Source organism: Streptomyces sp. SID486 (assembly GCF_009865385.1).
Taxonomy (GTDB): domain Bacteria; phylum Actinomycetota; class Actinomycetes; order Streptomycetales; family Streptomycetaceae; genus Streptomyces.
Genome location: NZ_WWJT01000143.1, coordinates 17,199 through 42,266, shown reverse-complemented (window position 1 = coordinate 42,266; position 25,068 = coordinate 17,199). Strand labels below are relative to the sequence as shown.

General features: G+C 72.4%; 17 protein-coding genes and 2 pseudogenes. 6 read left to right on the top strand and 13 right to left on the bottom strand.

Features of this window, described 5'->3' with window-relative positions; all coding sequences use genetic code 11:
* The first annotated feature begins 116 nt into the window (after nucleotides 1–116).
* Nucleotides 117–617, top strand: coding sequence for a ferritin-like domain-containing protein (locus GT045_RS07200; RefSeq protein ID WP_161333650.1), 501 nt, complete (start codon nucleotides 117–119; stop codon nucleotides 615–617).
* A 278-nt stretch (nucleotides 618–895) separates the two neighbouring features.
* The gene (locus GT045_RS07195) at nucleotides 896–1,798 is read left to right on the top strand and encodes an aminoglycoside phosphotransferase family protein (protein ID WP_161333649.1); all 903 of its coding nucleotides are present in this window, start codon (nucleotides 896–898) and stop codon (nucleotides 1,796–1,798) included.
* A 90-nt stretch (nucleotides 1,799–1,888) separates the two neighbouring features.
* Here the strand turns inward: GT045_RS07195 and GT045_RS07190 are convergent, their stop codons facing one another.
* The 6 genes from GT045_RS07190 to dxr form a co-directional block, all read right to left on the bottom strand.
* Nucleotides 1,889–3,592 carry a proline--tRNA ligase gene (locus GT045_RS07190; RefSeq protein WP_161333648.1) on the bottom strand — a complete coding sequence of 568 codons (1,704 nt, stop codon included), beginning with the start codon at nucleotides 3,590–3,592 and terminating at the stop codon, nucleotides 1,889–1,891.
* A 109-nt stretch (nucleotides 3,593–3,701) separates the two neighbouring features.
* The gene (locus GT045_RS07185; protein WP_161287616.1) at nucleotides 3,702–4,232 is read right to left on the bottom strand and encodes a GNAT family N-acetyltransferase; all 531 of its coding nucleotides are present in this window, start codon (nucleotides 4,230–4,232) and stop codon (nucleotides 3,702–3,704) included.
* Between the two features lie 20 nt (nucleotides 4,233–4,252).
* Nucleotides 4,253–5,101, bottom strand: a complete 849-nt coding sequence (locus tag GT045_RS07180) for a GNAT family N-acetyltransferase (RefSeq protein ID WP_161287617.1) — start codon at nucleotides 5,099–5,101, stop codon at nucleotides 4,253–4,255.
* A gap of 308 nt (nucleotides 5,102–5,409) precedes the next feature.
* Complete coding sequence (gene ispG, locus GT045_RS07175; protein WP_161333647.1) at nucleotides 5,410–6,567, bottom strand: flavodoxin-dependent (E)-4-hydroxy-3-methylbut-2-enyl-diphosphate synthase; 1,158 nt, start codon at nucleotides 6,565–6,567, stop codon at nucleotides 5,410–5,412.
* A 169-nt stretch (nucleotides 6,568–6,736) separates the two neighbouring features.
* Nucleotides 6,737–8,038, bottom strand: coding sequence for a site-2 protease family protein (locus tag GT045_RS07170; protein ID WP_161294446.1), 1,302 nt, complete (start codon nucleotides 8,036–8,038; stop codon nucleotides 6,737–6,739).
* Nucleotides 8,035–9,306 carry a 1-deoxy-D-xylulose-5-phosphate reductoisomerase gene (dxr, locus tag GT045_RS07165; RefSeq protein WP_161294444.1) on the bottom strand — a complete coding sequence of 424 codons (1,272 nt, stop codon included), beginning with the start codon at nucleotides 9,304–9,306 and terminating at the stop codon, nucleotides 8,035–8,037. The genes GT045_RS07170 and dxr overlap by 4 nt, the downstream gene beginning before the upstream one ends.
* A gap of 187 nt (nucleotides 9,307–9,493) precedes the next feature.
* Between dxr and GT045_RS07160 the strand changes: the two genes are divergently transcribed.
* The gene (locus GT045_RS07160) at nucleotides 9,494–9,952 is read left to right on the top strand and encodes a lamin tail domain-containing protein (protein ID WP_161333646.1); all 459 of its coding nucleotides are present in this window, start codon (nucleotides 9,494–9,496) and stop codon (nucleotides 9,950–9,952) included.
* Between the two features lie 16 nt (nucleotides 9,953–9,968).
* Here GT045_RS07160 and GT045_RS07155 read toward each other — a convergent pair whose 3' ends face one another.
* The 4 genes from GT045_RS07155 to GT045_RS07140 form a co-directional block, all read right to left on the bottom strand.
* On the bottom strand, nucleotides 9,969–11,906 hold the full coding sequence (locus GT045_RS07155) for an acyl-CoA dehydrogenase family protein (RefSeq protein WP_161333645.1): 1,938 nt from the start codon (nucleotides 11,904–11,906) through the stop codon (nucleotides 9,969–9,971).
* Nucleotides 11,907–12,266: 360 nt separating this feature from the next.
* Nucleotides 12,267–13,712, bottom strand: a complete 1,446-nt coding sequence (locus tag GT045_RS07150; protein WP_161333644.1) for an aldehyde dehydrogenase family protein — start codon at nucleotides 13,710–13,712, stop codon at nucleotides 12,267–12,269.
* 483 nt (nucleotides 13,713–14,195) lie between these two features.
* Nucleotides 14,196–15,773: a PucR family transcriptional regulator gene (locus GT045_RS07145; protein WP_161333643.1), complete on the bottom strand. Its 1,578-nt coding sequence runs from the start codon at nucleotides 15,771–15,773 to the stop codon at nucleotides 14,196–14,198.
* 107 nt (nucleotides 15,774–15,880) lie between these two features.
* Nucleotides 15,881–18,355 carry an ATP/GTP-binding protein gene (locus tag GT045_RS07140; protein WP_161333642.1) on the bottom strand — a complete coding sequence of 825 codons (2,475 nt, stop codon included), beginning with the start codon at nucleotides 18,353–18,355 and terminating at the stop codon, nucleotides 15,881–15,883.
* A gap of 290 nt (nucleotides 18,356–18,645) precedes the next feature.
* Here GT045_RS07140 and gabT point away from each other — a divergent pair, with 290 nt between their 5' ends.
* From gabT to GT045_RS40660, 3 genes and pseudogenes are all read left to right on the top strand, one after another.
* The gene (gene gabT / locus GT045_RS07135; RefSeq protein ID WP_161291886.1) at nucleotides 18,646–19,980 is read left to right on the top strand and encodes a 4-aminobutyrate--2-oxoglutarate transaminase; all 1,335 of its coding nucleotides are present in this window, start codon (nucleotides 18,646–18,648) and stop codon (nucleotides 19,978–19,980) included.
* Nucleotides 19,981–20,103: 123 nt separating this feature from the next.
* Nucleotides 20,104–20,302 (top strand): annotated as a pseudogene (locus GT045_RS39525) (phosphoesterase); the annotation flags it as partial.
* Between the two features lie 504 nt (nucleotides 20,303–20,806).
* Nucleotides 20,807–21,049: pseudogene (locus GT045_RS40660) on the top strand (hypothetical protein); the annotation flags it as partial.
* 79 nt (nucleotides 21,050–21,128) lie between these two features.
* Here GT045_RS40660 and GT045_RS07125 read toward each other — a convergent pair.
* The 3 genes from GT045_RS07125 to GT045_RS07115 form a co-directional block, all read right to left on the bottom strand.
* Nucleotides 21,129–22,940, bottom strand: a complete 1,812-nt coding sequence (locus GT045_RS07125) for a glycoside hydrolase family 18 protein (RefSeq protein ID WP_161333641.1) — start codon at nucleotides 22,938–22,940, stop codon at nucleotides 21,129–21,131.
* 85 nt (nucleotides 22,941–23,025) lie between these two features.
* Nucleotides 23,026–23,484 (bottom strand): hypothetical protein, encoded by a 459-nt coding sequence (locus tag GT045_RS07120; RefSeq protein ID WP_161291882.1) that lies wholly within the window; start codon nucleotides 23,482–23,484, stop codon nucleotides 23,026–23,028.
* A gap of 118 nt (nucleotides 23,485–23,602) precedes the next feature.
* Nucleotides 23,603–25,033 (bottom strand): FAD-dependent oxidoreductase, encoded by a 1,431-nt coding sequence (locus tag GT045_RS07115; RefSeq protein WP_161333640.1) that lies wholly within the window; start codon nucleotides 25,031–25,033, stop codon nucleotides 23,603–23,605.
* Between the last annotated feature and the right edge of the window lie 35 nt (nucleotides 25,034–25,068).

Genomic DNA, 25,068 nt, shown 5'->3' with positions numbered 1-25,068 from the left:
CTGGCCGACCGCCGCGCCGGGGAGCTGCTGACGGTGCCGGGCGAGCTGGCGCGGCTGCTGGCGTCGGTCGCGGCGGCCGGTGCCGCGCACGCGTACCTGCTGACGGAGGGTGCCAGGTGAGCGGGGGAACGGACCGGGCCGGGCAGTCCGAGGTCACCGCGCTGCAGGCGGCGCTGGCGGCCGAGCACGCGACGGTGTACGGCTACGGCGTCGTCGGCGGGCTGGTCGGCGCGCGGCACCGGGCCGAGGCGCGGGCGGCGTACGACGCCCACCGGGCCCGGCGGGACGCGCTGGTGCGGGCGGTGCGGGACCTGGGCGGCACACCGGTGGCCGCGAGCGCCGGGTACGCGCTGCCGTTCCCGGTCCAGGACGGTACGGCCGCGGTGCGGCTGGCCGCGCGGCTGGAGGAGCGGGTGGCCGGGGTGTACTCGGACCTGGTGCGGGCGACGGCCGGCGCGCGGCGGGCCGACGCGGCCGGGGCGCTGCGGGAGGCCGCGGTGCGGGCGGTGCGCTGGAGCGGGGAGAGCGTAGCCTTCCCTGGGCTCACCGAACGGTCCGGCGAGCACACGGGCGCCGCGGGCGCGACCCCGACGGCCACCGCCGCGGCGGACCGGTAGGCACGGGCACGGCGGACCGCCTAGGCAACGGCACGGCGGTCCGGGCCGGTGCGACAGGCGGGCCCGACAGGCCCGGACAGGCCGAAAGGCCCGTACAGGCCCGGACAGGTCAGTAGGCCCGGACAGGCGGACGCCCGGACAGACCGACAGGCCGACGCCCGGACAGGCCGACAGGCCCCGACAGGCGGAAGCCCGGACAGGCCCGACAGGCCCGACAGGCCCGACAGGCCGACGCCCGGACAGGCCGGCAGGCCCCGACAGGAGGGAACGACTCGCGCATGGCTTTCGAACCGCCGCCGCGTCTGGTGCGTGCGCTCGGTGAGACGGCGCCGGACGGGGACCACTGGCTGGCGCAGCTGCCCACGGCGGCCGAGCGGGCCGTCGCCGCGCGCGAGTTGACCGTGGAGCGGGTGCAGGTGCCCGGCGGGCGCAGCAGCCTGGTGGTGCTCGTGCGGCAGCCGGACGGCACCCCGGCCGTGCTGAAGCTGGCGCCGCCCCGTGCCCGCCCGGAGAGCGAGCGGGCGGCCCTGGCGCACTGGGCCGGACGCGGCGCCGTACTGCCGCTGGAGGCCGCCGCGGACGACGGGGCGCTGCTGCTGGAGCGGCTGCACCCGGACGTGTCCGTGCGCTCGCTGCCGGAGGCGAAGGCGCTGCTGGAAGCGGCGGGAACGCTGCGCAGGCTGTGGGTGGCGCCGCCGGCCGGGCACACCTTCGAGACCGTCGCCGAGCGCACCGGGCGGCAGGCCGTGGCCATGCAGGCGAGCGCCGGGACGGATCCGGAGACCGCCGCCCTGGTGGAGCCGGCGCTCGCCGCCCGCGAGGAGCTGCTGGCCGGGCCGCCCGAGCAGTTGCTGCTGCACGGCACGTTCCGGCAGAGCAAGGTGCTCGCGGGCGAGCGGATGCCATGGCTCGCCGTGGGCCCGGACCCGGTGGTCGGCGAGAGCGCCTTCGACCTGGCGCGACTGGTCCGGGACCGGGTGGAGGACCTCATCGCGACATCGTCCGGTCCGGCCACCACCCGGCGCCGGATCAAGCGGCTCGCGGAGTCCCTGGAGGTCGACCAGGAGCGGTTGCGGGGGTGGACGCTGTTCCGGGCTGTGGAGTCGGGTGTGCGTGCGCTTCGCGTGGGACGGCCGAAGGACGCGGAGCTGCTGCTGGAGTTCGCCGGCTGGCTCTCCTGACCCGCGGATCGCGCGCGGCGGCGGGCAGCAGCGCCGGTGGGCGGGACGGTGCACGGCCCGGTGGGCCGGGCCGTGCGGGGTGTGCGCGGATCAGGCCGTGAGGCGGGCGATCGCGTCCTCGACCGTGAGTTCCTCGCGCTCACCGGTCCTGCGGTCCTTCAGCTCCACCACGCCCTCGCCGGAGCGGCGGCCGGCGACCAGGATCTGCGGGACGCCGATCAGCTCGGCGTCGGTGAACTTCACGCCCGGGGAGACCCCGGCCCGGTCGTCCACCAGGACGCGGACGCCCGCGGCGGCGAGCTTCTCGGCGACGTCCAGCGCCAGTTCGGTCTGCAGGACCTTGCCGGCGGCGACGACGTGCACGTCGGCCGGGGCGACCTCCTTGGACCACACCAGGCCCTTGTCGTCGGCGGTCTGCTCGGCGAGCGCGGCGACGGCGCGGGAGACGCCGATGCCGTAGGAGCCCATGGTGACGCGGACGGGCTTGCCGTTCTGGCCGAGGACGTCGAGCTTGAGGGCGTCGGTGTACTTGCGGCCGAGCTGGAAGATGTGGCCGATCTCGATGGCGCGGTCCAGCTTCAGGCCGGTGCCGCACTTCGGGCAGGGGTCGCCGTCCTGCACGACCACGACGTCCACGTACTCGTCGACCTCGAAGTCGCGGCCGGCGACGACGTTCTTCGCGTGCGTGTGCTCCTTGTTGGCGCCGGTGATCCAGCCGGTGCCGGGCGCCACGCGCGGGTCGGCGATGTACTTCACCTTCTCGCCGAGGCCCTGCGGGCCGACGTAGCCGCGGACCAGGTCGGGGCGCTCGGCGAAGTCCGCCTCGGTGACCATCTCGACGGCGGCCGGGGCGAAGTGCGCCTCGACCTTGTCCAGGTCCACCTCGCGGTCGCCGGGCACGCCCACGGCGACGATCTCGCCGTCGACCTTGACCAGCAGGTTCTTCAGCGTGGCGGAGGCGGGGACGCCGAGCGAGGCGGCGAGCGTCTCGATGGTCGGGGTGTCCGGGGTGGGGATCTCCTCCAGCGCGGGCACGGCCGAGCCGTCGACGGGGTTCAGCGCGTAGGTGATCGCCTCCGTGTTGGCGGCGAAGTCGCAGTTCGGGCAGTCCGCGAAGGTGTCCTCGCCGGCCTCGGCCGGGGCGAGGAACTCCTCCGACTTGGAGCCGCCCATGGCGCCGGCGGTGGCGGCGCAGATGCGGTAGTCGAGGCCGAGGCGCTCGAAGACGCGCTGGTACGCCTCGCGGTGCAGGGCGTACGACTTCGCGAGGCCCTCGTCCTCCGTGTCGAAGGAGTACGAGTCCTTCATCAGGAACTCACGGCCGCGCAGGATGCCGGCGCGGGGCCGGGCCTCGTCGCGGAACTTGGTCTGGATCTGGTACAGGATCACCGGCAGGTCCTTGTAGGACGTGCACTGGTCCTTGACCAGGAGGGTGAAGATCTCCTCGTGGGTGGGGCCGAGGAGGTAGTCGCCGCCCTTGCGGTCCTTGAGCCGGAACAGCTCCTGGCCGTACTCGTCCCAGCGGCCGGTGGCCTCGTAGGGCTCGCGCGGCAGCAGGGCGGGCAGCGTGACCTCCTGGGCGCCGATCGCGTCCATCTCCTCGCGGACGATGCGCTCGACGTTGGCGAGGACCTTCTTGCCCAGGGGCAGCCAGCTCCAGATGCCGGCCGCCGTGCGGCGGACGTAGCCGGCGCGGACGAGGAGCTTGTGGCTGAGGACCTCGGCGTCGGCCGGGTCGTCGCGCAGCGTCTTCGCCATCAACTGGGACATGCGCTGGACCGGTGCGTTCGCCATGGTTGTCGTACTCCTGCCGGATGGTGGTCCCCCCGCGCGGGCCACGCCGAGCGTGGGGAGGGTGATGGCATAGGAGGTTAGCCGGGCGGCCTGGGCCGGTGGAAATCGGTTAGCGCCTGCGCAGGGGCAGGGGGGCGCCCATGACGGCGTACGGCCGTGGTGCGCTCGGGAAGTGGACCTGGCGGGCGAGGTCGGCGTAGCCGAGGGAGTGGTACAGCCCGCGGGCGGGGCTGTCGGTGTCGATCGCGGAGAGGATCGAGCGGGGTTCGGCGGCGCTGTCCGTGATGGTGGTGATCAGGCGCCGGCCGATGCCGCGGTTCTGGTGGTCGGGGTGGACGTGCAGCTCGGTGATGACGAAGGAGTCGTCGAGCCAGTGGTCGTTGCCGCCCGCGCGGAGGTAGGGCTCGACGACGGTGGACCACCAGTGGGTGCGGCTGTTGGGCATGCCGTAGACGAATCCGACGAGCCGGCCGCGGCTGGTGGCACCGAGGGCCCGGGCGCCCTGGTACTGCATGTGGCGCTGGACGATCTGACGGCGTACGGCGATTTCGTCCGGGCCGAGCCCGAAGGCGAGGGCTTGCACGGCCAGGGCCTCGTCGATGTGGGCTGCGAGGTCCAGAGGGCCGATCACGAGGTCCATGCCGGGAGGGTACAGGGACATCAGAACAGCACGCTCATGAAGGCTCCCACCTCCTGGAAGCCCACCCTGCGGTAGGTCCTGCGGGCCGCCGTGTTGAAGTCGTTCACGTACAGGCTGACGACCGGGGCCACGTCCGCCAGGGCGTAGCGCAGCACCGCCGCCATGCCGGGGGCCGCCAGGCCCTTCCCCCGGTACTCGGGGGCCACCCACACCCCCTGGATCTGGCAGGCGTCGCGGGTCGCCGCGCCGATCTCCGCCTTGAACACGACCCGGCCCCGGTCGTCGACGCGGGCGAAGGAGCGCCCGGAGCCGACGAGTTCGGCGACCCGGGCCTGGTAGAGCAGGCCGCCGTCGCCGGACAGCGGGGAGACGCCGACCTCCTCGGTGAACATCGCCACGCACGCCGGCATGATCGTGTCCATCTCGTCCTTGCGGACGCGGCGGACGTAGGGGTCGGGGGCGATGTCGGCCGGCATGCTGTCGGTGACCATCAGCGGCTGCCGGGCGCGGACCTCGCGGGCCGGCCCCCAGTGCGGCTCCAGCAGCCGCCAGAGCTGGGTGGTGGCTTCCGCGGGGCCGACGATGGAGGAGCAGCGGCGGCCGGCCCGGCGGGCGCGGTCGGCGAAGGCGCGCACGGCGCGCGGGGTGGCGCAGATGGGGACGAGGTTGGCGCCCGCGTAGCACAGGGACGTGAGCATGCCGTCCTCGTACCAGCCCCACATCTCGCCGCCGAGGCGCCAGGGGTCGAGACCCGCGACCTGGACCCGGGAGGACACGAAGGCGTTCGCGACGGGCTCGCGGCCGAGGACGGCGAGCGCGGCGTCGAGGTCGCTCGGTTCGAGCACCCGGGAGGTGGTCTGGGTCAACACGTACGGGGCCTCACCCTGGGGTTCTGCTGGTCCCGGCACTATAACTGCGCCGCCTTGGCCGTGCGCAGTCGAAGTTCAGGAGCCGCGGTCCGCCTGCGCCGCCTCGGCCGTACGCGGCCGGACCCGGGAGCCGCGGTCCGCCTGCGCCGCCTCGGCCGTACTCGGCCGAAGTCAGGAGCCGTGACCCGCCAGCGCCGCCTCGGCCGGACCCGGCAGCCGCGGTCCGCCTGGGCGTACCGGCCCGGCATGGTCGCGGGTGTCGTCCGCTGCGGCCGGACGGAGGCGGCCCCCGGCGCCGCCGGGACGGATCAGCCCGCCACCGACACCGACGGCTCGCCCGAGGTGACGCCGTCGGCCTCCATCTGCTCGGCCAGCTTCATGGCCTCTTCGATGAGCGTTTCCACGATCTTGGACTCGGGGACGGTCTTGATGACCTCGCCCTTGACGAAGATCTGGCCCTTGCCGTTGCCGGAGGCGACGCCGAGGTCGGCCTCGCGGGCCTCACCGGGGCCGTTGACGACGCAGCCCATGACGGCGACGCGGAGCGGGACCTCCATGCCGGTGAGGCCGGCGGTGACCTCTTCGGCGAGCTTGTAGACGTCGACCTGGGCCCGGCCGCAGGAGGGGCAGGAGACGATCTCCAGGCCGCGCTGCTTGAGGTTCAGCGACTCCAGGATCTGGATGCCGACCTTGACCTCCTCGGCCGGCGGGGCCGACAGGGAGACGCGGATGGTGTCGCCGATGCCCTCGGACAGGAGCGCGCCGAAGGCGACGGCCGACTTGATGGTGCCCTGGAAGGCGGGGCCGGCCTCGGTGACGCCGAGGTGGAGGGGGTACTCGCACTGGGCGGCGAGCTGGCGGTACGCCTCGATCATGACGACCGGGTCGTTGTGCTTCACCGAGATCTTGATGTCGCGGAAGTCGTGCTCCTCGAAGAGGGACGCCTCCCACAGGGCGGACTCGACCAGGGCCTCGGGGGTCGCCTTGCCGTACTTCTGGAGCAGGCGGCGGTCCAGGGAGCCCGCGTTGACGCCGATGCGGATCGGGGTTCCGTGGTCCTTGGCGGCCTGGGCGATCTCCCTGACCTTGTCGTCGAACTGCTTGATGTTGCCGGGGTTGACGCGGACCGCGGCGCAGCCGGCCTCGATGGCGGCGAAGACGTACTTGGGCTGGAAGTGGATGTCCGCGATGACGGGGATCTGGGACTTCTTCGCGATGGTGGCGAGGGCGTCGGCGTCGTCCTGGGTGGGGCAGGCCACGCGCACGATCTGGCAGCCGGAGGCGGTCAGCTCGGCGATCTGCTGGAGGGTGGCGCCGATGTCGGACGTGCGGGTCGTGGTCATCGACTGGACCGAGACGGGCGCGTCTCCGCCGACCGCCACGCTTCCGACCTGGATCTGCCGGCTCTTCCGGCGCTCGGCAACCTTGGTCGGAACGGTCGGCATGCCGAGAGAAATCGCAGTCATCTGCTGTGCAACCCCATGTCGTGGATCGAGATCCGGTCCCGTGAAGCGCGGGCTCCAAGGTCCGAGATTACGGCACGGGGGCAGGCGCCAGCACATCCGATCCGCAAACCCACCCGAAGGAAGACGGCCCGGAACCAGAGGGTTCCGGGCCGTCCAGGGCGTCGTACGGCTAGGAGATCTTGACCGGGTTGACCACGTCCGCGATCAGCACCAGGACGGTGAAGCAGACGAAGATTCCGGCCACCACGTACGCCACCGGCATCAGCTTGGCGACGTCGAACGGACCGGGGTCCGGCCGGCGCAGCACGCGGGCCACGTTCCGCCGCAGCGCCTCCCACAGCGCGCCGGCGATGTGTCCGCCGTCGAGCGGGAGCAGCGGGAGCATGTTGAACAGGAACAGGGACAGGTTGAACCCGGCGAGCAGCATCACGAACATCGCCACCTGCTGGGAGGCGGGGATGTCGAGCGTGGCGATGTCGCCGGTGATGCGGGCCGCGCCGACGATGCCCACCGGTGAGTCCGCCTCGCGCGGGCCGTCACCGAAGGCGGCGTCCCACAGGGCGGGGATCTTGGCGGGCAGGGCGGCGAGGGAGTCGACGGCGTCGCCGACCCGGTCGGTCATCCAGGACACGGACCCGCCGAAGTCCTGTCTGACGACCCCGGTGGCGGCGCTGAAGCCGAGGAAGCCGGCCTCGACGTAGCCGTCGGTGTACTGGCCGGCGGCGTCCTTCTTGGCGACCTTGTTCGTGGTGATCGTCGTGTGCAGGGTCAGCTCGCGGCCGTCGCGGTCGACGACGATCGCGACGTGCTTGCCGGCGCTGTTGCGGATGCGGTCCGAGAGCGTGTTCCAGTCCTTGGTCGGCACGCCGTCGAAGGAGACGATCCTGTCGCCCGCCTTCAGGCCGCCCTTGGCCGCCGGGGAGACGGGGTCGGACTTCTGGCAGGTGTCGCGGTGCTCGCTCTGTTCGATGGAGCAGGGTGAGACGGAGGCGACGGTGGTGGTCTGCTGCTGGATGCCGAAGCCCATGAGCACGGTGAGGAACAGGGCGACCGCGAGCACCAGGTTCATGAACGGGCCCGCGAACATGACGATGACCCGCTTCCACGGCTTGCGCGTGTAGAACATGCGCGTCTCGTCACCCGGCTTGAGTTCCTCGAAGGCCGCCGAGCGGGCGTCCTCGATCATGCCGCGCCACGGTGAGGTGGAGCGGGCGGAGACCCGGCCCTGGTCGTCGGGCGGGAACATGCCGATCATGCGGATGTAGCCGCCCAGCGGGATGGCCTTGATGCCGTACTCGGTCTCGCCCTTGTTGCGCGACCACACGGTCGGGCCGAAGCCGACCATGTACTGCGGGACGCGGATGCCGAAGAGCTTGGCCGTGGACAGGTGCCCCAGCTCGTGCCACGCGATCGAGACGAGCAGGCCCACCGCGAAGACCGCTATGCCGAGGATGAACATCAAGGTCGTCATGCACGCGCCTCCGCGGTCGCCGTCGTGGCTGTGAGTTCACGGGCCCGGGCTCTGGCCCAGGTCTCCGCTTCGAGGACGTCCGACACGGTGAGTGAGGTTCCCGTGCCCGGGGTGCCGTGCTCCTCGACCACCCGGGTGACGGTCTCCATGATCCCGTTGAAGGGCAGCGCGCCGCCCAGGAAGGCTTCGACGCACTCCTCGTTGGCCGCATTGAACACCGCCGGAGCCGTCCCCGCGAGCTGCCCCACGTGCCGGGCCAGGGCCACCGAGGGGAAGGCTTCGCCGTCGAGCGGGAAGAACTCCCAGGTGGACGCCTTGCTCCAGTCGAAGGCGGGCGCCGCGTCGGGAACACGTTCGGGCCAGCCCAGGGCGACGGCGATCGGCCCGCGCATGTCGGGGGGCGTCGCCTGGGCGATCGTGGATCCGTCGGTGAATTCGACCATCGAGTGGACATACGACTGCGGGTGCACGACCACCTCAATGCGGTCGAAGGGAATGTCGTAGAGGAGGTGCGCCTCGATGACCTCCAGTCCCTTGTTGACCAGGGTGGCGGAGTTGACCGTGATCACCGGGCCCATCGCCCAGGTGGGATGGGCGAGCGCGTCCTGGACGGTGACGTGCGTCAGCTCGTCCCGGGTCCGCCCGCGGAAGGGGCCCCCGGAGGCGGTGACGACGAGCTTGCGTACGTCGGCGCGGGTGCCGGCGGCGAGCGCCTGGAAGAGGGCCGCGTGCTCGGAGTCCACCGGGATGATCTGGCCCGGCTCGGCGCGCGCGGTGACCAGCGGGCCGCCGACGATCAGCGACTCCTTGTTGGCGAGCGCGAGCGTGCGGCCCGCCTCCAGGGCGGCCAGGGTGGGGGCGAGGCCGATGGAGCCGGTGATGCCGTTGAGCACGGTGTGGCAGTCGGCGGCGGCCAGCTCGGTGGCCGCGCCGGGTCCGGCGAGGATCTCGGGCAGCGGCTCCCGGCCGCCGTACTCGGCGGCGAGCGCCTCCCGCAGGGCGGGGACGACCTCCTCGCGGGCGACCGCGACGCTCTTCACCCGCAGCCGGCGGGCCTGCTCGGCGAGGAGGGCCACCCGGCCCCCGTTGGCGGAGAGGGCGGTGACCCGGAAGCGGTCGGGGTGGCGCAGCACGAGGTCGATGGCCTGGGTGCCGATGGATCCGGTGGAGCCGAGGATCACCACGTCCTTGGGGCCGTCACCGTGGACGGGGTCGTAGACGAGGTGCGGGTCGGCCAGGGGCGCCGGACTGGCGGGACTGTCGGTCATCCCCCCATTGTTGCCGCAACCGGTGACGGCCTGGACAGTGCGTCCCCCGGGCGGGTGCACAGGCGGCTTCACCCGCGGAACGGAGCGGTTCTCCCCCGGTTCCCCCGATGTGGAGTCACCGTGAAGATCATGTGATAACACTTTCTTCCAGATGATTTCGCGGACGACATCCTGGGGGGATCTCTCCATGCGTACTGTGCGGCTGCGCACAGCCCTGCCCGCCCTCGCCGGCGCGGCCCTGGTCACCGGCACCCTGCTCAGCACTCCGGCCGAGGCCGCCGGGGGCGTGAAGATCCACCACGTGTGGTTCGACAGCCCCGGCTCGGACAACCGTTCCACCAAGAGCCTGAACGGCGAATGGGTCCAGCTGCGCAACACCGGCCGCTCGGCGGTCTCGCTCAAGGGCTGGGTGCTGAAGGACGCCTCCAACCACCGGTACGTCTTCCCGGACGTCCGGATCGGCGCCGGGAAGTACCTCAAGGTGCACACGGGCAGCGGCTCGGACACCGCGTCGGACAAGTACCAGGACCGGCGTGCCTACGTCTGGAACAACGACAGGGACACGGCCACGCTGACCAGGGCGAGCGGCACCAAGGTCTCCTCCTGCTCCTGGACGACGCGGGACCCGAGCGACAAGTACTGCTAGCCGTCCGGCCGGCCGGCTAGCCGCCGTAGGGCCGGCGGGCGTTGTCGTGGGCCGAGGGACCGGGGGTCGCGTCGGCGATCCACGGGCCCTCCCCCGAGGGGTCGAGGATGCCCTCCTCCAGCCAGGTGTAGGTCCCGCCGAGCACGCCCCTGACCACCTTGCGGTCCAGGTCGTCGGTGTTGGTCCACAGGCGGGCGAAGAGTTCGTCCACCCGGATGCGGGCCTGGCGGCAGAAGGCGTCGGCGAGCTGGTACGCCTCGCGGCCGTGCTCGCCCTCGCCGCGCAGCCGCTCGGCGCGGACGCAGGCCGCGCTCATCGCGAACAGCTCGGCGCCGATGTCCACGATCCGGCCGAGGAAGCCCTGCTTGGTCTCCATCCGGCCCTGCCAGCGGGACATGGCGTAGAAGGTGGAGCGGGCCAGCTTGCGGGCGGTGCGCTCGACGTAGCGCAGGTGACCGGAGAGATCGACACCCTGCCTGAACTGCCCGTACGACGTCGGAAGCTGGCCGGGTCCGGCGACCAGCTTCGGCAGCCACTTGGCGTAGAAGACGCCCGCGCCCGCGCCCGCCCGCGCCTTGTCGGCCAGGGACTTGTCGGGGTCGATCAGGTCACCGGCCACCGAGAGGTGGGCGTCCACGGCCTCCCGCGCGATCAGCAGGTGCATGATCTCGGTGGAGCCCTCGAAGATGCGGTTGATGCGCAGGTCGCGCAGGATCTGCTCGGCCGGGACCGGGCGTTCGCCGCGCGCCTTCAGGGACTCGGCCGTCTCGTAGCCGCGTCCGCCGCGGATCTGGACCAGGTCGTCGGCCATCCGCCAGGCCATCTCGGAGCCGTAGAGCTTGGCGAGGGCGGCCTCGATACGGATGTCGTTGCGGTCCTCGTCGGCCATCTGGGAGGCCAGGTCGAGCACGGCCTCCAGCGCGAACGTGGTGGCCGCGATGAAGCTGATCTTGGAGCCGACGGCCTCGTGGAGCGCGACCGGCTTGCCCCACTGCTCACGCTCGGCCGCCCACTCGCGGGCGATCTTCAGGCACCACTTGCCGGCCCCCGCGCACATGGCGGGCAGCGACAGCCGGCCCGTGTTCAGCGTGGTGAGCGCGATCTTCAGTCCCGCCCCCTCGGGGCCGATCCGGTTGGCGGCCGGTACCCGGACCCGGTGGAAGCGGGTGACGCCGTTCTCGATGCCGCGCAGGCCCATGAAGGCGTTGCGGTGCTCGACGGTGATGCCCTCGGCGGCCGCCTCCACCACGAACGCGGTGATGCCGCCCTTGTGCCCGTCGGACTTCGGTACCCGTGCCATCACCACGAGCAGGTCGGCGACCACCCCGTTGGTGGTCCACAGCTTCACCCCGTCGAGGACGTAGTCGTCGCCGTCGGGCACGGCCGTGGTGGCGAGGCGGGCCGGGTCGGAGCCCACGTCCGGCTCGGTGAGCAGGAACGCGGAGATGTCGGTGCGGGCGCAGCGGGGCAGGAAGGCGTCCTTCTGCTCCTGGGTGCCGAACTGCTTCAGCGGCTGCGGTACGCCGATCGACTGGTGGGCGGAGAGCAGCGCGCCGACGGCGGGGCTGACGGAGCCCACCAGGGCGAGGGCCTTGTTGTAGTACAGCTGGGTGAGGCCGAGGCCGCCGTACTTCGGCTCGATCTTCATGCCGAGGGCGCCCAGTTCCTTCAGGCCCGCCACCACCTCGTCGGGGATGCGGGCCTCCCGCTCGATGCGGGCGGGGTCGATCACCGTCTCGCAGAACGTGCGCAGCTTCGCCAGGAACTCCTCGCCGCGCCGGACGGACTCGGCGTCGGGCAGCGGGTGCGGGTGGATGAGGTCGAGCCGGAAGCGCCCGAGGAACAGCTCCTTGGCGAAACTGGGTTTGTGCCAGTCCTGCTGCCGGGCGGCCTCGGCCACCTGACGTGCCTCGCGTTCGGTGACGGTGGTGCGTTGGGTGGTGGGGGCGGACATGAGGCTCACCTCGCCGCGGAGAGGGATGATTGCGGACCGTTCCATACCGACCGGTGCTACTGGATCGTTGGTACCTGAAACGGGCCGCACCCACCACCCCTCGCGGGCCGATCGGGTCACCCGGACCCCGGCCCCACCACCCCTCGCGGTCCGACAGGGTCACCCGGTCCCCGGTCCCACCACCCCTCGCGGTCCGATCGGGTCACCCGGTCCCGGCCCCGGCCGCTCACCCGCCGGTCGTCACAGCAGGAGGGCAGGGCAAGGTCACCGGCCGCGAGTGCCGCCGACCGGAAAGCCGAACGGCCGCAGCCCCCGCACAGTGGGCTGCGGCCGTCCGGTTCCTGACCTGTCCGTGGCAGGTCAGAGCGCGAGACCGGTGAGGACCAGCACGCGCTCGTAGGTGTAGTCCTCCATCGCGAACCGCACGCCTTCGCGGCCGACGCCGGACTGCTTGGCGCCGCCGTAGGGCATCTGGTCGGCGCGGTAGGACGGGACGTCGCCGATCACCACGCCACCGACCTCCAGGGCGCGGTGGGCACGGAAGGCGACCTGCAGGTCGTGGGTGAACACGCCTGCCTGGAGGCCGTACTTGGAGTCGTTGACCGCGTCGAACGCCTCGGCCTCGCCGTCCACCTTGCGCACGGTGAGGACGGGTCCGAAGACCTCCTCGCAGGCGAGGGTGGTGTCCGCCGGTACGTCGGTGAGGACGGTCGGCGCGTAGGAGGCGCCGTCGCGGTCACCGCCGGTGAGCAGCGTGGCGCCGGCCTCGACGGCCTCCTTCACCCACGACTCGACGCGCTTGGCGGCGTCCTCGCTGACCAGCGGGCCGACGTCGGTCTTGGCGTCCGACGGGTCACCGGTCACCTGGGCCTCGACGGCGGCGACGATGCGCGGCAGCAGCCGGTCGTACACGGCGGCGTCGGCGATCACGCGCTGCACCGAGATACAGGACTGGCCGCCCTGGTAGTTGGAGAAGGTCGCGATGCGGGTCGCGGCCCAGTCCAGGTCGGCGTCGGAGGCGTAGTCGCCGAGGACGACCGCGGCTCCGTTGCCCCCCAGCTCCAGCGTGCAGTGCTTGCGCGGCACCGAGTCCATGATCGCGTAACCGACCTTCTCGGAACCGGTGAAGGAGATGACCGGCAGGCGCTCGTCCTGGACCAGGGCGGGCATCTTGTCGTTGGCGACCGGGAGGATGCTCCAGGAACCGGCCGGCAGGTCGGTCTCGGCGAGCAGGTCACCGAGGATCAGGCCGGACAGCGGGGTGGCCGGGGCCGGCTTCAGGATGATCGGGGCGCCGGCGGCGATCGCCGGGGCGACCTTGTGCGCACAGAGGTTCAGCGGGAAGTTGAACGGCGCGATGCCGAGCACGACACCCTTGGGGAAGCGCCGGGTGAGCGCCAGGCGGCCCTGGCCGCCGGCGTCGGTGTCGAGGCGCTGGGCCTCGCCGCCGTTGAACCGGCGGGCCTCCTCGGCGGCGAACCGGAACACGGAGACCGCGCGGCCGACCTCGCCCCGGGCCCACTTGATCGGCTTGCCGTTCTCGGCGGAGATCAGCTGGGCGATCTCCTCCGTGCGCTCGACCAGCCGCTTGCTGACGTGGTCGAGGGCGGCGGCACGGACATGGGCCGGGGTGGCGGCGAACTCGTCCCGCACGGCGTACGCGGCGGCCACGGCCTCCTCGACCTGGGCGTCGGTCGGCACGCCGACCTTGCCGACGAGCCGGCCGTCCCACGGGGAGGTGACGTCGAAGGTGTCCTCGCCGGTGACCTGGCGGCCGGCGAGCCAGAAGGCATGGGTGGAAGTCATGTACGAGTCCCGGCCCTTCCGCGTTGGGGGGTGTGCTTGGTTTGCGTGCTCCACGGTAGGGCGGGGGCGGCCGGGCGGCGCTTGTCCGACTCGTAGCAGTGGGCCTACCGGCCACTACTGTTTGGACTATTCGGCGCCTGCGCGACCGCCCCGACGGGATCCGCGACTGCCCGCTACCGCCCTGCACGAACCCCGGGGGGGTGACCGGTCCGGCGGGGACCTGTCCGATCCGGCCGGGACTCGTGCGGTTCGGTCGGCGGGGGTCTGTGCGTTTCGGTCGACCGGGACTCGTGTGGTCCGCTCGGCGGGGGTCTGTGCGTTTCGGTTGGCCGGGCCCTGTGCGTTTCGGTCGGCGGGGTCTGTGCGTTCGGTCGGCCGGGCCCTGTGCGTTCGGTCGGCCGGGCCCTGTGCGTTTCGGTCGGCCGGCCCCTGTGCGGTCCGGTCGGCCGGGACTCGGGCGCTCCCGTCGGTGGTCGTCGTGGTCTAGTCGGTGGCCGTCGCCTTGAGGGCCAGCCACAGCTCCATGCGGACGTCCGGGTCGTCCAGGCTCCGGCCCAGGATCTCCTCGACCCGGCGCATCCGGTACCGCAGCGTGTGCCGGTGGACCCCCAGGTCGGCCGCGGCGGCGTCCCACTGCCCGTGCCGCGACAGCCACGCCCGCAGCGAGGCGACCAGATCCCCCCGGCCGGTCGCGTCGTGCTCGTACAGCGCCCGCAGCAGCCCGTCGGCGAACGCCCTCACCGCGTCGTCGGCCAGCAGCGGCAGCACCGACCCCGCCGCCAGCTGCTCGTGCTCCACGAACACCCGGCCCCGCCGCCGCGCCACCGACAACGCCTGCTCGGCCTGCTTGTACGCCGCTGCCGCCGCGATCGGCCCCGAGGGCGCCGACAGCCCGACGACCAGCTCGTCCTCGTCCGTACGCCCCTGGTCGGGCACCGCCCGCTCGGCCTCCCGCGCCGTCGCGTACGCGGCGCACGCGGCCACCGCCGTGCCCTCGTCGCCGGCCAGCACCACCAGCCGCTCCCCCTCAGGGACGACCAGCACGGCCTCTCCGGAGCGGGCCGCGGCGGACTCCACGGTCTCCGCCAGCTCGCTCAGCGCCTCACCCGCCGGGCCGGAACCGGCCTCGGCGACGATCATCCGGAAGGGGGCGTCCAGCAGCCCGCCGTACAGGTCCCCCGCGACGGCACGGGCGTGATCGGGCTGACCGGCCAGGAGCATGCGCAGCACCGCGGTACCGACCCGCTGCTCGGCCGCGTGCAGGGAGCGGGAGCGCTCGGTGGTGAGGGTGAGCAGGGCGATGGCGGAGTGGACGGCGTACCGCTCGGCGGTGCCGAGGGCGGCGGCCGTCCCCACGGCGAGGGCGGCGCGCGGACGCCGGCCGGTGCCCAGGGAGTGCAGCTCGACCCGGTCCTCGTGCTCGGGACCGCCGACCACGGAGGAGGCGGGGGCGGCCCGCTCCCGGAGCCGTTCGACCTCGGCGGTGAGGCGGGCGGCGCGGCGGCCGGCCCACTCCGGGGCGGCGGCGACGACGGAGCCCGAGGCGTCGTACAGCGCCGCCCAGCCGTCGACCTGGGCCGCGAGGGCGGTGAGGACGCCTTCGGGGCCGGTGTTGAGTGCCTGCTTGGTCAGCTCGCGCTGGGCGGCGAAGCCGGCGGTGACCGCGCGGTACTGGTCGGCGGCGATCGCCGCGGAGACGGCCTTGCTGATGGCGAGGAAGGGGGTGCGGCGGGGCACCTCCAGCAGGGGCAGCCCCTCCTGTGCGCAGGCGTCGACGAGGGCCTGAGGGGTCTGCTCGTAGTTGACGCCGACGGCGAAGCCGAGACCGACGACTCCCGCGCCGGCCAGCCGCCGTACGTACCGCAGCATCGCCTCGGGATCCTCCGCGTCCAGCTTCAGCGCGGTGATCAGCAGCAGCTCGCCGCCCTCCATGTAGGGCACCGGGTCGGCCAGCTCACTGACGTGCGCCCAGCGGACGGGCACGTCCAGGCGGTCCTCGCCGGCGCGCACGGTCAGCTTGAGCGCGGAGTGGTTGACGAGCGAGGCGAGAGTCGGGGGCATGGGGCCTTCACGGTGAGGGTGATCCGGCGATCGCGGTGATCTTTTGGCCGCCGCGTATGAACGGCCTACGCCGATTCTGCCTCACCGTACGACGGCCCGCTGGCGGCTCAGGCCCGCAGATCCACGAGCAACGGGGGTGCGTGCTCGCCCTGCACGGTGGTCAACGACAGCACGGCGTGCCCCGGCGGCACCCCATGAGCCAACTCGGAAGCCGACCACCGCTCCCGCTCGACCTGCCGGACGGTGACGGCCTCCGTTGTCACCGCCTTTCCGGTCACCAGCTTGCGCAGGGCGTGGATCGCCCGGGTCATCGGCTGGTCCGCGAAGACGGTGTGCCGGGCCACGTCCCGCGTCTCCACCCACTGAGTCCCCCAGGCGTCCGCGAACCGGCTGCCGTCCCAGGTGGTGACTCCGGAAAAGGCCATGCGGCAGCCCACGGCCGCGTACAGCGGACCGTGCAGGGCCTCGGACATGTCCCCTACGGTGCGCAGGGCGAGCACCACGCCCGCGTTCCGGGAACGCAGACGCTGGATGCGCCGTACCGACTCGGCCGTGACGACGCCGGTGGCGTCGTCCAGGACGAGACAGGCGAAATGTGTCCGTTCGCCTGTCGCCACCACGGCTGCGAACTGGGCGAGCAGAAGCCGGGTGATGAGCCGCGACGCCTCGTCGTATCCCCGGTCGGGCAGCTCGATCCTGACCCGCAGCGGGTGCTGGCCGACGGCACTCAGTGAGAACGGCCGGACCTTCCCACGGTCCGCGCCGAAGAATTCGGCGAAGGCGGGCCGGTCCAGCACGGCCAGGCGGTCGGCCAGGACCGGGCCGGGATCACCCGCGCTGCCCGTCTGCCGAGCGCGCGCGTCGAGTTCGCGGCGCATCGCGATGTGTTCGTCCCCTACCAGCTCCGCGCGCAGCGCGGCCAGGACCGAGGGGTCGCCTTCCAGCAGTTCCCGGAGCCGGGGCAGCGAAGGGAAACGTCCGTACGCAGCCCGGTACGGGCCGAGGAGCTGGGCCAGGGCCGTGACGGCCCGGTGCCCGCTGACCGCGTCCAGGTCACCTGCCAGGCTTTCCGCCAGGAAGGCCGCGACCTCGTCGGGATCGTCGGAGTCCGCGTACGGGTCGAGGTCGTACCGGGACGCCGGGTCCCCGAGGCGTACGACGACGTCGAAGGCGGAGTCGGGGCCGAGCGGGGTGCCGGCCGAGCAGACGGTGATCACAGCGCACCGTCCGGCCAGGGCCTGCAGGCCGAGAGATTCGACGACGGGCCGGATCAGGTGGTGCGTCTTGCCGGATCCGGAGGGGCCCACGGCCAGCAGCGAAGTGCCAAGAGTGTCCGGTCCGAGTGCCGCCCCGGCTCCGCCGTAGGCGAGCGGGGTGCGCTCTCCGGCCGACCACTGCCCGATCCGCACCTGCCCGGACAGCAGGTCGTGCCGGGCGGAGCGGCCCGACAGGTCACGATCACCGGAGGGGTGTGTCCATGCGGCGGCTCCTTCGCGCAGTACTGTCTCGGTGAACGACGTGAGCCGTGCACGGGCGCGGGCCACGGCCCACATGTGGCCGACCCTCGTGCAGTCCACGTCGTTCATCCGGCCGGCGTGCAGCTCACTGGTGAGCACGTCCGCGGCCTGGTGCTGGCCGGCCTCGCGCAGCTCGGGCCAGTGCGACGGCCGGCGCTCGGCGGCCGGCTCGCCGACCTGGGGGGCTTCGGGCCGCCCGCGTGCGGCGACCGTCTCCTTCGCGAGGCTCCACCAGCCGCCGACGCGGGCGAACGGCCACAGCACCAGCAGGGTGATCAGTGCGTACAGGCCGTCCGTGAGCAGCACCGACCCGAACACCTCGTAGTCGCCGGTGATCAGCACGATGAGGGAGAACAGCGGATCCTGCACCGGCAGCGCGTTCCAGCCGAGGCCGAAGGCGCTGGGGAAGACGAAGGCGAGGGCGACCAGCGCGCCCAAGGCCGCGGTCAGGGCACGGCCGGGCTGCGCGCGGCGGGTGACGATGTGCCGGATGATGTCGGACCAGCTGCCGAGGCGCGCCATGGCGAAGAGGAGGATCGCGAAGAACACGCCGTCGGCGACCGTGACGGCCTCAGCACCCTGGTAGCCCTTCGGCGACGTGGTGCCGGCCCACCACCAGTCGTCCGGAGTGAGGAGCTTCAGGACGGCCCACTGGTAGGGGACGCTGCCGTGCCGCCACAGGGACCACACGAACAGCCCCACCGCGAGGGGGACGAAGAAGCCCACAATGGTGACGGGGGCGAGGCGCTGCTCCCGGTGCGCGGCTCCGGGCCGCCGGTAGCCGTATCGCCAGATACCGGGTTCGGCCGCCGGGCGCGGTTCGTCGAGCCAGTCGGCGACCGGCGAGCGGGGCGGCGCGGCGTAAGGCGGCAGGCTGCCCGGTGCCTGTGTGCCCGGGGCCCGTGTCGGCCTCGGCGGCACGCTGAGGTGGCCGTGCGGGGCGGCGCCGCCGGTGTACGGCGGCGGCGCGTCCGGTGGCACCGGCGGCACGTCAGCCGGCGCCGCAGGCCGCGGTACGGCGTTCGGTTGGGTGCCGCGGGCGTCCCGTGTGCCGTCGCTTTCCATCGACTTGCCCCCTGACCAGCCGTTCCGTCCGCCGTGTCGTTCACCGTCAGCGAGCCAATCTAACGCCCCGGCAAGGGGAGTTCACCGCTTACGCGGCCGACGGGAGCCGCAGCCGCCCGAGCGGCCTATGTCCATCGCGGACAAGGGCGGCCGCCGACAACGCCCACATGGAGCATGCCCACCCCCTGGAACCGGTCTTAGCCTGCGAGAAAAGAAGGTATGCGTCCGTAAACGCACCGCCCGGAACCGCCCGGGACCGCCCGGTACGCAAGATCATCAGGGAGCCCCCCATGACCGCACTTCCGCAGGAGCGCCGCGTCGTCACCGCCATCCCCGGCCCGAAGTCGCTGGAGCTTCAGGCTCGCCGCAGCGCCGTGGTCGCGCAGGGCGTGGGCTCCGTGCTGCCCGTGTTCACCGCGCGCGCGGGCGGCGGCGTCATCGAGGACGTCGACGGCAACCGGCTGATCGACTTCGGTTCCGGCATCGCCGTGACCTCCGTCGGCGCCTCCGCCGAGGCCGTGGTGCGGCGCGCGAGCGCCCAGCTCGCCGACTTCACCCACACCTGTTTCATGGTCACCCCGTACGAGGGCTACGTGGAGGTCGCGGAGGCCCTGGCCGAGCTGACCCCGGGCGACCACGCCAAGAAGTCCGCGCTGTTCAACTCCGGCGCCGAGGCCGTCGAGAACGCCGTGAAGATCGCGCGTGCGTACACCAAGCGGCAGGCCGTGGTCGTGTTCGACCACGGCTACCACGGGCGCACCAACCTCACCATGGCGCTGACGGCGAAGAACATGCCGTACAAGCACGGCTTCGGGCCGTTCGCGCCCGAGGTGTACCGCGTCCCGGTGGCGTACGGCTACCGCTGGCCGACCGGTGCCGAGAACGCCGGCCCCGAGGCCGCCAAGCAGGCCATCGACCAGATCACCAAGCAGGTCGGCCCGGACAACGTCGCCGCGATCATCATCGAGCCGGTCCTCGGCGAGGGCGGCTTCATCGAGCCGGCCAAGGGCTTCCTGCCGGAGATCGTGAAGTTCGCCAACGACAACGGCATCGTCTTCGTCGCCGACGAGATCCAGTCCGGCTTCTGCCGGACCGGCCAGTGGTTCGCCTGCGAGGACGAGGGCATCGTCCCGGACCTCATCACCACCGCCAAGGGCATCGCCGGCGGTCTGCCGCTCGCCGCCGTCACCGGGCGCGCGGAGATCATGGACGCCGCGCACGCCGGCGGCCTCGGCGGCACCTACGGCGGCAACCCCGTCGCCTGCGCCGGTGCGCTCGGTGCCATCGAGACCATGAAGGAGCTGGACCTCAACGGCAAGGCCAAGCGCATCGAGGAGGTCATGAAGGGGCGCCTGTCCGCCATGGCCGAGAAGTTCGACGTGATCGGTGACGTCCGTGGCCGCGGCGCCATGATCGCCATCGAGCTGGTCAAGGACCGCGGCACCAAGGAGCCGAACCCGGAGGCCACCGCCGCGCTGGCCAAGGCCTGCCACGCCGAGGGCCTGCTGGTCCTGACCTGCGGCACCTACGGCAACGTGCTCCGCTTCCTGCCGCCGCTGGTCATCGGCGAGGACCTGCTGAACGAGGGCCTCGACATCATCGAGCAGGCTTTCGCGCGCATCTGAGCGACCGGTCCGCACCTCTGAAGGGCGCCTGCGGCAGGGTGTGTGAAGAAGGTGTGCGGGGTGGATGACGGGAGCGGATTCCGTCTGCCCAAGCGCCTCGGCCTGCCGTAGGTTCTTCCCGAGATGAGAGATACACCCCGCCCACAGGGGACTGTGGGCGGCGCCGGGCCGGGGCCTCCCCAGCTTCGACCTGGTCGTGCCCTCGCGCACACAACCGGCGCCTGACGCCGGGATCTCCTCACCGATCGGACGGTCGCCGCCCCAAACCCCCCGGGGCGCGCGACGTTCCGGTCCGGTCGGCCGCCCCGGAACCACCCCCCCCTGTTCCGGGGCGGCCGACCTCCTTCCCCCCTCCGTACGTCCGGGTCTGACTTCCTTCTCCGCACGTCCGGGTCCCACTGCCTTCTCCGTGCGTCCAGATCCGGGCTCCCCCTCCGTACGTCCGGGTCCGGCCTCCCTCTCCGCGCTCCCCGCGTGTCCGGGTCCGACCCCTTCTCCGGCCTCCTTCTCCGTGCGTCCGGGTACATCTGCCAAGCTGGGCGCCGTGTCGACCGTCGTCCGCCGTGTCCTGCTTCTGGTCCTTCCGGCCGTGCTCCTCGCCCTGATCACCTGGCAGGTCGTGGCCGACGGCCCGCTGCTCGGCCTGGACGCGCGGCTGAGCCGGGCCCTCGTCCGTCCGGACCGGTTGTCCGAGCTGCTGTCCGACCTCGGGAACATCCAGGTCGCCGTCCCGGTGCTGGTGCTCGCTCTGGTCCTGGCCGCGTGGCGGGGCCGGGCGGCCGGCGCGGACCGCTGGTGGCTGCCGCCGCTCGCCGCGGCCGTCCTGATGGCGCTGGTCCCGGCGGTCGTCGTCCCGCTGAAGGAGTGGACCGCCCGGCCGGGGACCGCCGTGGTGCCCCCGGCGGTGGGCTACTTCCCCTCCGGGCACACGGCCACGGCGGCCGTCGCCTACGGCTCCGCGACCCTGGTCCTGCTCCCCTGGCTCCGTTCGGCGGCCGCCCGCCGCTCGCTGGTGGCCGGCTGTGCGGCTGCGGTGCTCGGGGTGTCGTACGGCCTGGTCCGCCGGGGCTGGCACTGGCCGCTGGACGTGGTGGCCAGCTGGTGTCTGTGCACCGTGCTGCTGACCACCCTGTCCCTCGTCTGCGGGCTCAGCCGAAGTAGGCGTCGAAGTTCTTCTGGAACTCCCAGTTCGCGAACCGGTCCCAGTTCACCGACCAGGTCATCAGACCGCGCAGGGCGGGCCAGGTCCCGTGGGTCGCGTACGAGCCGCAGTTCGTCCGCTTCGTCAGGCAGTCCAGGGTCCTGGTGACCTCGGCCGGGGAGACGTAGCCGTTGCCCGCGTTCGTCGACGCCGGCATGCCGATGGCGACCTGGTCGGGGCGGAGCGGCGGGAAGACGTTGGACGGGTCGCCGGCGACCGGGAAGCCGGTGAGGAGCATGTCGGTCATGGCGATGTGGAAGTCGGCGCCGCCCATGGAGTGGTACTGGTTGTCCAGGCCCATGATCGGGCCCGAGTTGTAGTCCTGGACGTGCAGCAGGGTGAGGTCGTCGCGCAGGGCGTGGATGACCGGGAGGTAGGCGCCGCAGCGCGGGTCCTGGCCGCCCCACTTGCCGGTGCCGTAGAACTGGTAGCCGTTCTGCACGAAGAACGTCTCCGGTGCCATGGTGAGCACGAACCTGGCGCCGTACTCGGCCTTCAGTGTCTTCAGCGCGGAGATGAGGTTGACGATCACGGGGGTGGTGGGGTTCTTGAAGTCCGTGTCGTTCGCGTTCAGCGACAGCGAGTGGCCTTCGAAGTCGATGTCGAGGCCGTCGAGGCCGTAGGTGTCGATGATCTTCGAGACCGAGGAGACGAAGGTGTCGCGGGCCGCGGCGGTGGTCAGCTGGACCTGCCCGTTCTGGCCGCCGATCGAGATCAGCACCTTCTTGCCCGCCGCCTGCTTGGCCTTGACCGCCGCCTTGAAGTCGGCGTCGCTCTCCACGTTCGGGCACTCGGTGACGGGGCAGCGGTTGAAGCGGATGTCGCCGGAGGTGACCGAGGTGGGCTCGCCGAAGGCCAGGTCGATGACGTCCCAGCTGTCGGGTACGTCGGCCAGGCGGGTGTAGCCGGCGCCGTTGGCGAAGCTCGCGTGCAGGTAGCCGACGAGCGCGTGGGCGGGGAGGTCCGCGGAGCCGCCGCCGCCGCTGCCGGCACCGGTCGTCGCGGTCACGGCGGTGGACTTCGCGGACTCGCCGGCGTCGTTGACCGCGGTGACCTGGAAGCTGTACGCGGTCGAGGCCGTGAGGCCGGACACGGTCGCTGAAGTACCGGTCACCGTCTGCGCCTTGACCCCGTCGCGGTAGACCGCGTAGCTCGTCGCGCCGGTCGCCGCCGACCAGGAGAGGCCGACGGAGGACGCGGTCACGGAGGTGGCCCTGAGGCCGGCCGGCGGGGCGGGCGGCTGGCCGGTGCCGCTGCCGCCGGGGCCGATCAGGCTGATGTCGTCGGCCTGGTAGGCGCCGGTGCCGTACCAGCCGTGGGTGTAGACGGTGACCTTGGTGGTGGCCGCGCCGGTGCGGAAGGTGGTGCTCAGCTTCTGCCAGTCGGGGGCGGACTGGGTCCAGGCGGAGACGTCGGTGGTGCCGGTGCCGCTCGCGCCGAGGTACACGTAGGAGCCGCGGACGTAACCGGACAGGGTGTACTGCGCGTTCGGCTGGACGCTCACCGTCTGGGAGCACTGGGCGGCGTCGCTGCCCGCCGGGGTCGCCTGGAGGGCGGAACTGCCGCTGTGTACAGGTGAGTTCACCGTCGTGCCGGCGGTGCAGGTCCAGCCGGTCAGGCCGGACTCGAAGCCGCCGTTGGTCGCGACGTCCGCGTCGGCCGCACGGGCGGCCGACGAGAGCGCGGTGATGCCGGGCACGGCCAGCAACGCGGCCGTGAGCACGGCGAGAACGGATCTGGGACGTCTGGCGCGGTCCACAAGGGCCTCCGGAGTCGGGGGAGTTGGAGGAGCGGAGCGCACACAATTTGGTCCAGACCAATTCTCTTGTCAAGGTGTCCGGACGCTACCCGCCCCCGCCCCCCTCCCGGGCCGGCCCCGCCGCCGCCTCGTGCATCGCCAGCTCCAGCAGCGCCGGATCGGTCAGCATGCCCGAACCGTCCGGCGCCACCAGCCAGCGCACGCCGTGGGTCGCCCGGCCGGGATACGGCACCACGATCCAGGTCCCCGCCCCGGCGGTGCGGATGCCGGTGCCGAGCCAGCGGGCCGCGGTGCCCGCGGGCACGAAGAACCCGACCCGGTTGTCGCCGAAGTCGACGAGCACCGGGCCGGGCCTGTCCAGCACGCGGGTGAGGACGTCCAGGGTGGGATAGCCGAGGTCACCCGGCAGGATCAGGACGTCCCACGCCTTGCCGGCGGGCAGCAGGGCGACCCCCAGGGGATTGCGCTCCCACTCCCAGCGGCAGGCGTCGGGATCCGGCGCCACGGACACCAGCCATTCGACGGCCGTCTTCGCCCCAGTCATCGATGAGCCTCCCTCTCTCGTGCTCTCGTACGACGCGGTCGCGCCAGGAGGAGAGAGGGAGGCCCCCCGCGCGGCATTACGCGGGTTCGCTCGACCCGTTGGTGTGAGCCGGCTCACGTCAGCTGTCGAAGCCCAGCCCCAGCCGGTCCATCGTCCGCAGCCACAGGTTGCGCCGGCCGCCGTGTGCGTCCGCGCGGGCCAGGGACCACTTGGTGAGGGCGATCCCGGTCCAGGCGAAGGGCTCCGGCGGGAACGGCAGCGGCTTCTTGCGGACCATCTCCAGCTCGGTCCGCTCGGTGCGCTCCCCGGCCAGCAGGTCCAGCATCACGTCCGCGCCGAACCGGGTCGCGCCCACGCCGAGGCCCGTGTAGCCCGCGGCGTACGCCACGCGCCCGTCGTGGGCGGTGCCGAAGAACGCCGAGAAGCGCGAGCAGGTGTCGATCGCGCCGCCCCAGGCGTGGGTGAAGCGGACGCCCTCCAGCTGCGGGAAGCAGGTGAAGAAGTGGCCCGCGAGCTTGGCGTACGTCTCGGGCCGGTCGTCGTACTCCGCGCGCACCCGGCCGCCGTACGGGTAGATCGCGTCGTAGCCGCCCCACAGGATGCGGTTGTCGGCGGACAGCCGGAAGTAGTGGAACTGGTTGGCGCTGTCCCCGAGCCCCTGCCGGTTCTTCCAGCCGATCTCGGCCAGCCGGCTCTCGCTCAGCGGCTCGGTCATCAGCGCGTAGTCGTAGACCGGCACGGTGTACGACCGCACACGCTTGAGCAGGCTCGGGAAGATGTTGGTGCCGAGCGCGACGCGGCGCGCGTGGACGGCGCCGTACGGGGTGCGTACGGCCATCCCGGCGCCGTAGCTCTTCAGGGTGAGGGCGGGCGTGTGCTCGTACACCCGCACCCCGAGCCGCAGGCACGCCCGCTTCAGGCCCCACGCCAGTTTGGCCGGGTTCAGCATGGCCACGCCCCGGCGGTCCCACAGACCCGCCTCGAAGGTGGGCGAGTTCACCTGCTCGCGCACGGCGTCGGCGTCCAGGAACTCGACGCCGTCGGCGAGCCCCTTCTCCTCCAGCTCGCGGTGCCAGTCCCTGAGTTCCCACGCCTGGTACGTCTCGGTGGCGACGTCGATCTCGCCGGTGCGCTCGAAGTCGCAGTCGATGCCGTGCCGGGCGACCGCGGCCTCGATCTCGTCGAGGTTGCGCCGGCCCAGCTCCTCCAGTCTGTGGATCTCGTCCGGCCAGCGGGCGAGGCCGTTGGGCAGGCCGTGGGTGAGGGAGGCGGCACAGAAGCCGCCGTTGCGGCCGGAGGCGGCCCAGCCCACCTCGCGGCCTTCCAGGAGGACCACATCGCGCTGCGGGTCCCGCTCCTTGGCGTTCAGCGCGGTCCACAGCCCGCTGTAGCCGCCGCCGACGACCAGCAGGTCGCAGGTGTCGGTGCCGGTGAGGGCGGGTTCGGCGTGCGGCTTGCCGGGGTCTTCCAGCCAGTACGGGACCGGCTGGGCTTCGGAGAGTGAGGCGATCCACTTGTCTGTGCCACGGCTCATGGCGCTTGGGGCCATGATTTCAACTCCCTACAGAGGACGTGCGGAAAAGG

What these genes read in the sequence shown, in the direction of transcription:
- GT045_RS07195 (WP_161333649.1), top strand. Translation starts at nt 896, where the DNA reads ATGGCTTTCGAACCGCCGCCGCGTCTGGTGCGTGCGCTCGGTGAGACG.
- GT045_RS07190 (WP_161333648.1), bottom strand. Translation starts at nt 3,592, where the DNA reads ATGGCGAACGCACCGGTCCAGCGCATGTCCCAGTTGATGGCGAAGACG.
- GT045_RS07185 (WP_161287616.1), bottom strand. Translation starts at nt 4,232, where the DNA reads ATGGACCTCGTGATCGGCCCTCTGGACCTCGCAGCCCACATCGACGAG.
- ispG (WP_161333647.1), bottom strand. Translation starts at nt 6,567, where the DNA reads ATGACTGCGATTTCTCTCGGCATGCCGACCGTTCCGACCAAGGTTGCC.
- GT045_RS07170 (WP_161294446.1), bottom strand. Translation starts at nt 8,038, where the DNA reads ATGACGACCTTGATGTTCATCCTCGGCATAGCGGTCTTCGCGGTGGGC.
- dxr (WP_161294444.1), bottom strand. Translation starts at nt 9,306, where the DNA reads ATGACCGACAGTCCCGCCAGTCCGGCGCCCCTGGCCGACCCGCACCTC.
- GT045_RS07160 (WP_161333646.1), top strand. Translation starts at nt 9,494, where the DNA reads ATGCGTACTGTGCGGCTGCGCACAGCCCTGCCCGCCCTCGCCGGCGCG.
- GT045_RS07155 (WP_161333645.1), bottom strand. Translation starts at nt 11,906, where the DNA reads ATGTCCGCCCCCACCACCCAACGCACCACCGTCACCGAACGCGAGGCA.
- GT045_RS07150 (WP_161333644.1), bottom strand. Translation starts at nt 13,712, where the DNA reads ATGACTTCCACCCATGCCTTCTGGCTCGCCGGCCGCCAGGTCACCGGC.
- GT045_RS07145 (WP_161333643.1), bottom strand. Translation starts at nt 15,773, where the DNA reads ATGCCCCCGACTCTCGCCTCGCTCGTCAACCACTCCGCGCTCAAGCTG.
- GT045_RS07140 (WP_161333642.1), bottom strand. Translation starts at nt 18,355, where the DNA reads ATGGAAAGCGACGGCACACGGGACGCCCGCGGCACCCAACCGAACGCC.
- gabT (WP_161291886.1), top strand. Translation starts at nt 18,646, where the DNA reads ATGACCGCACTTCCGCAGGAGCGCCGCGTCGTCACCGCCATCCCCGGC.
- GT045_RS07120 (WP_161291882.1), bottom strand. Translation starts at nt 23,484, where the DNA reads ATGACTGGGGCGAAGACGGCCGTCGAATGGCTGGTGTCCGTGGCGCCG.
- GT045_RS07115 (WP_161333640.1), bottom strand. Translation starts at nt 25,033, where the DNA reads ATGGCCCCAAGCGCCATGAGCCGTGGCACAGACAAGTGGATCGCCTCA.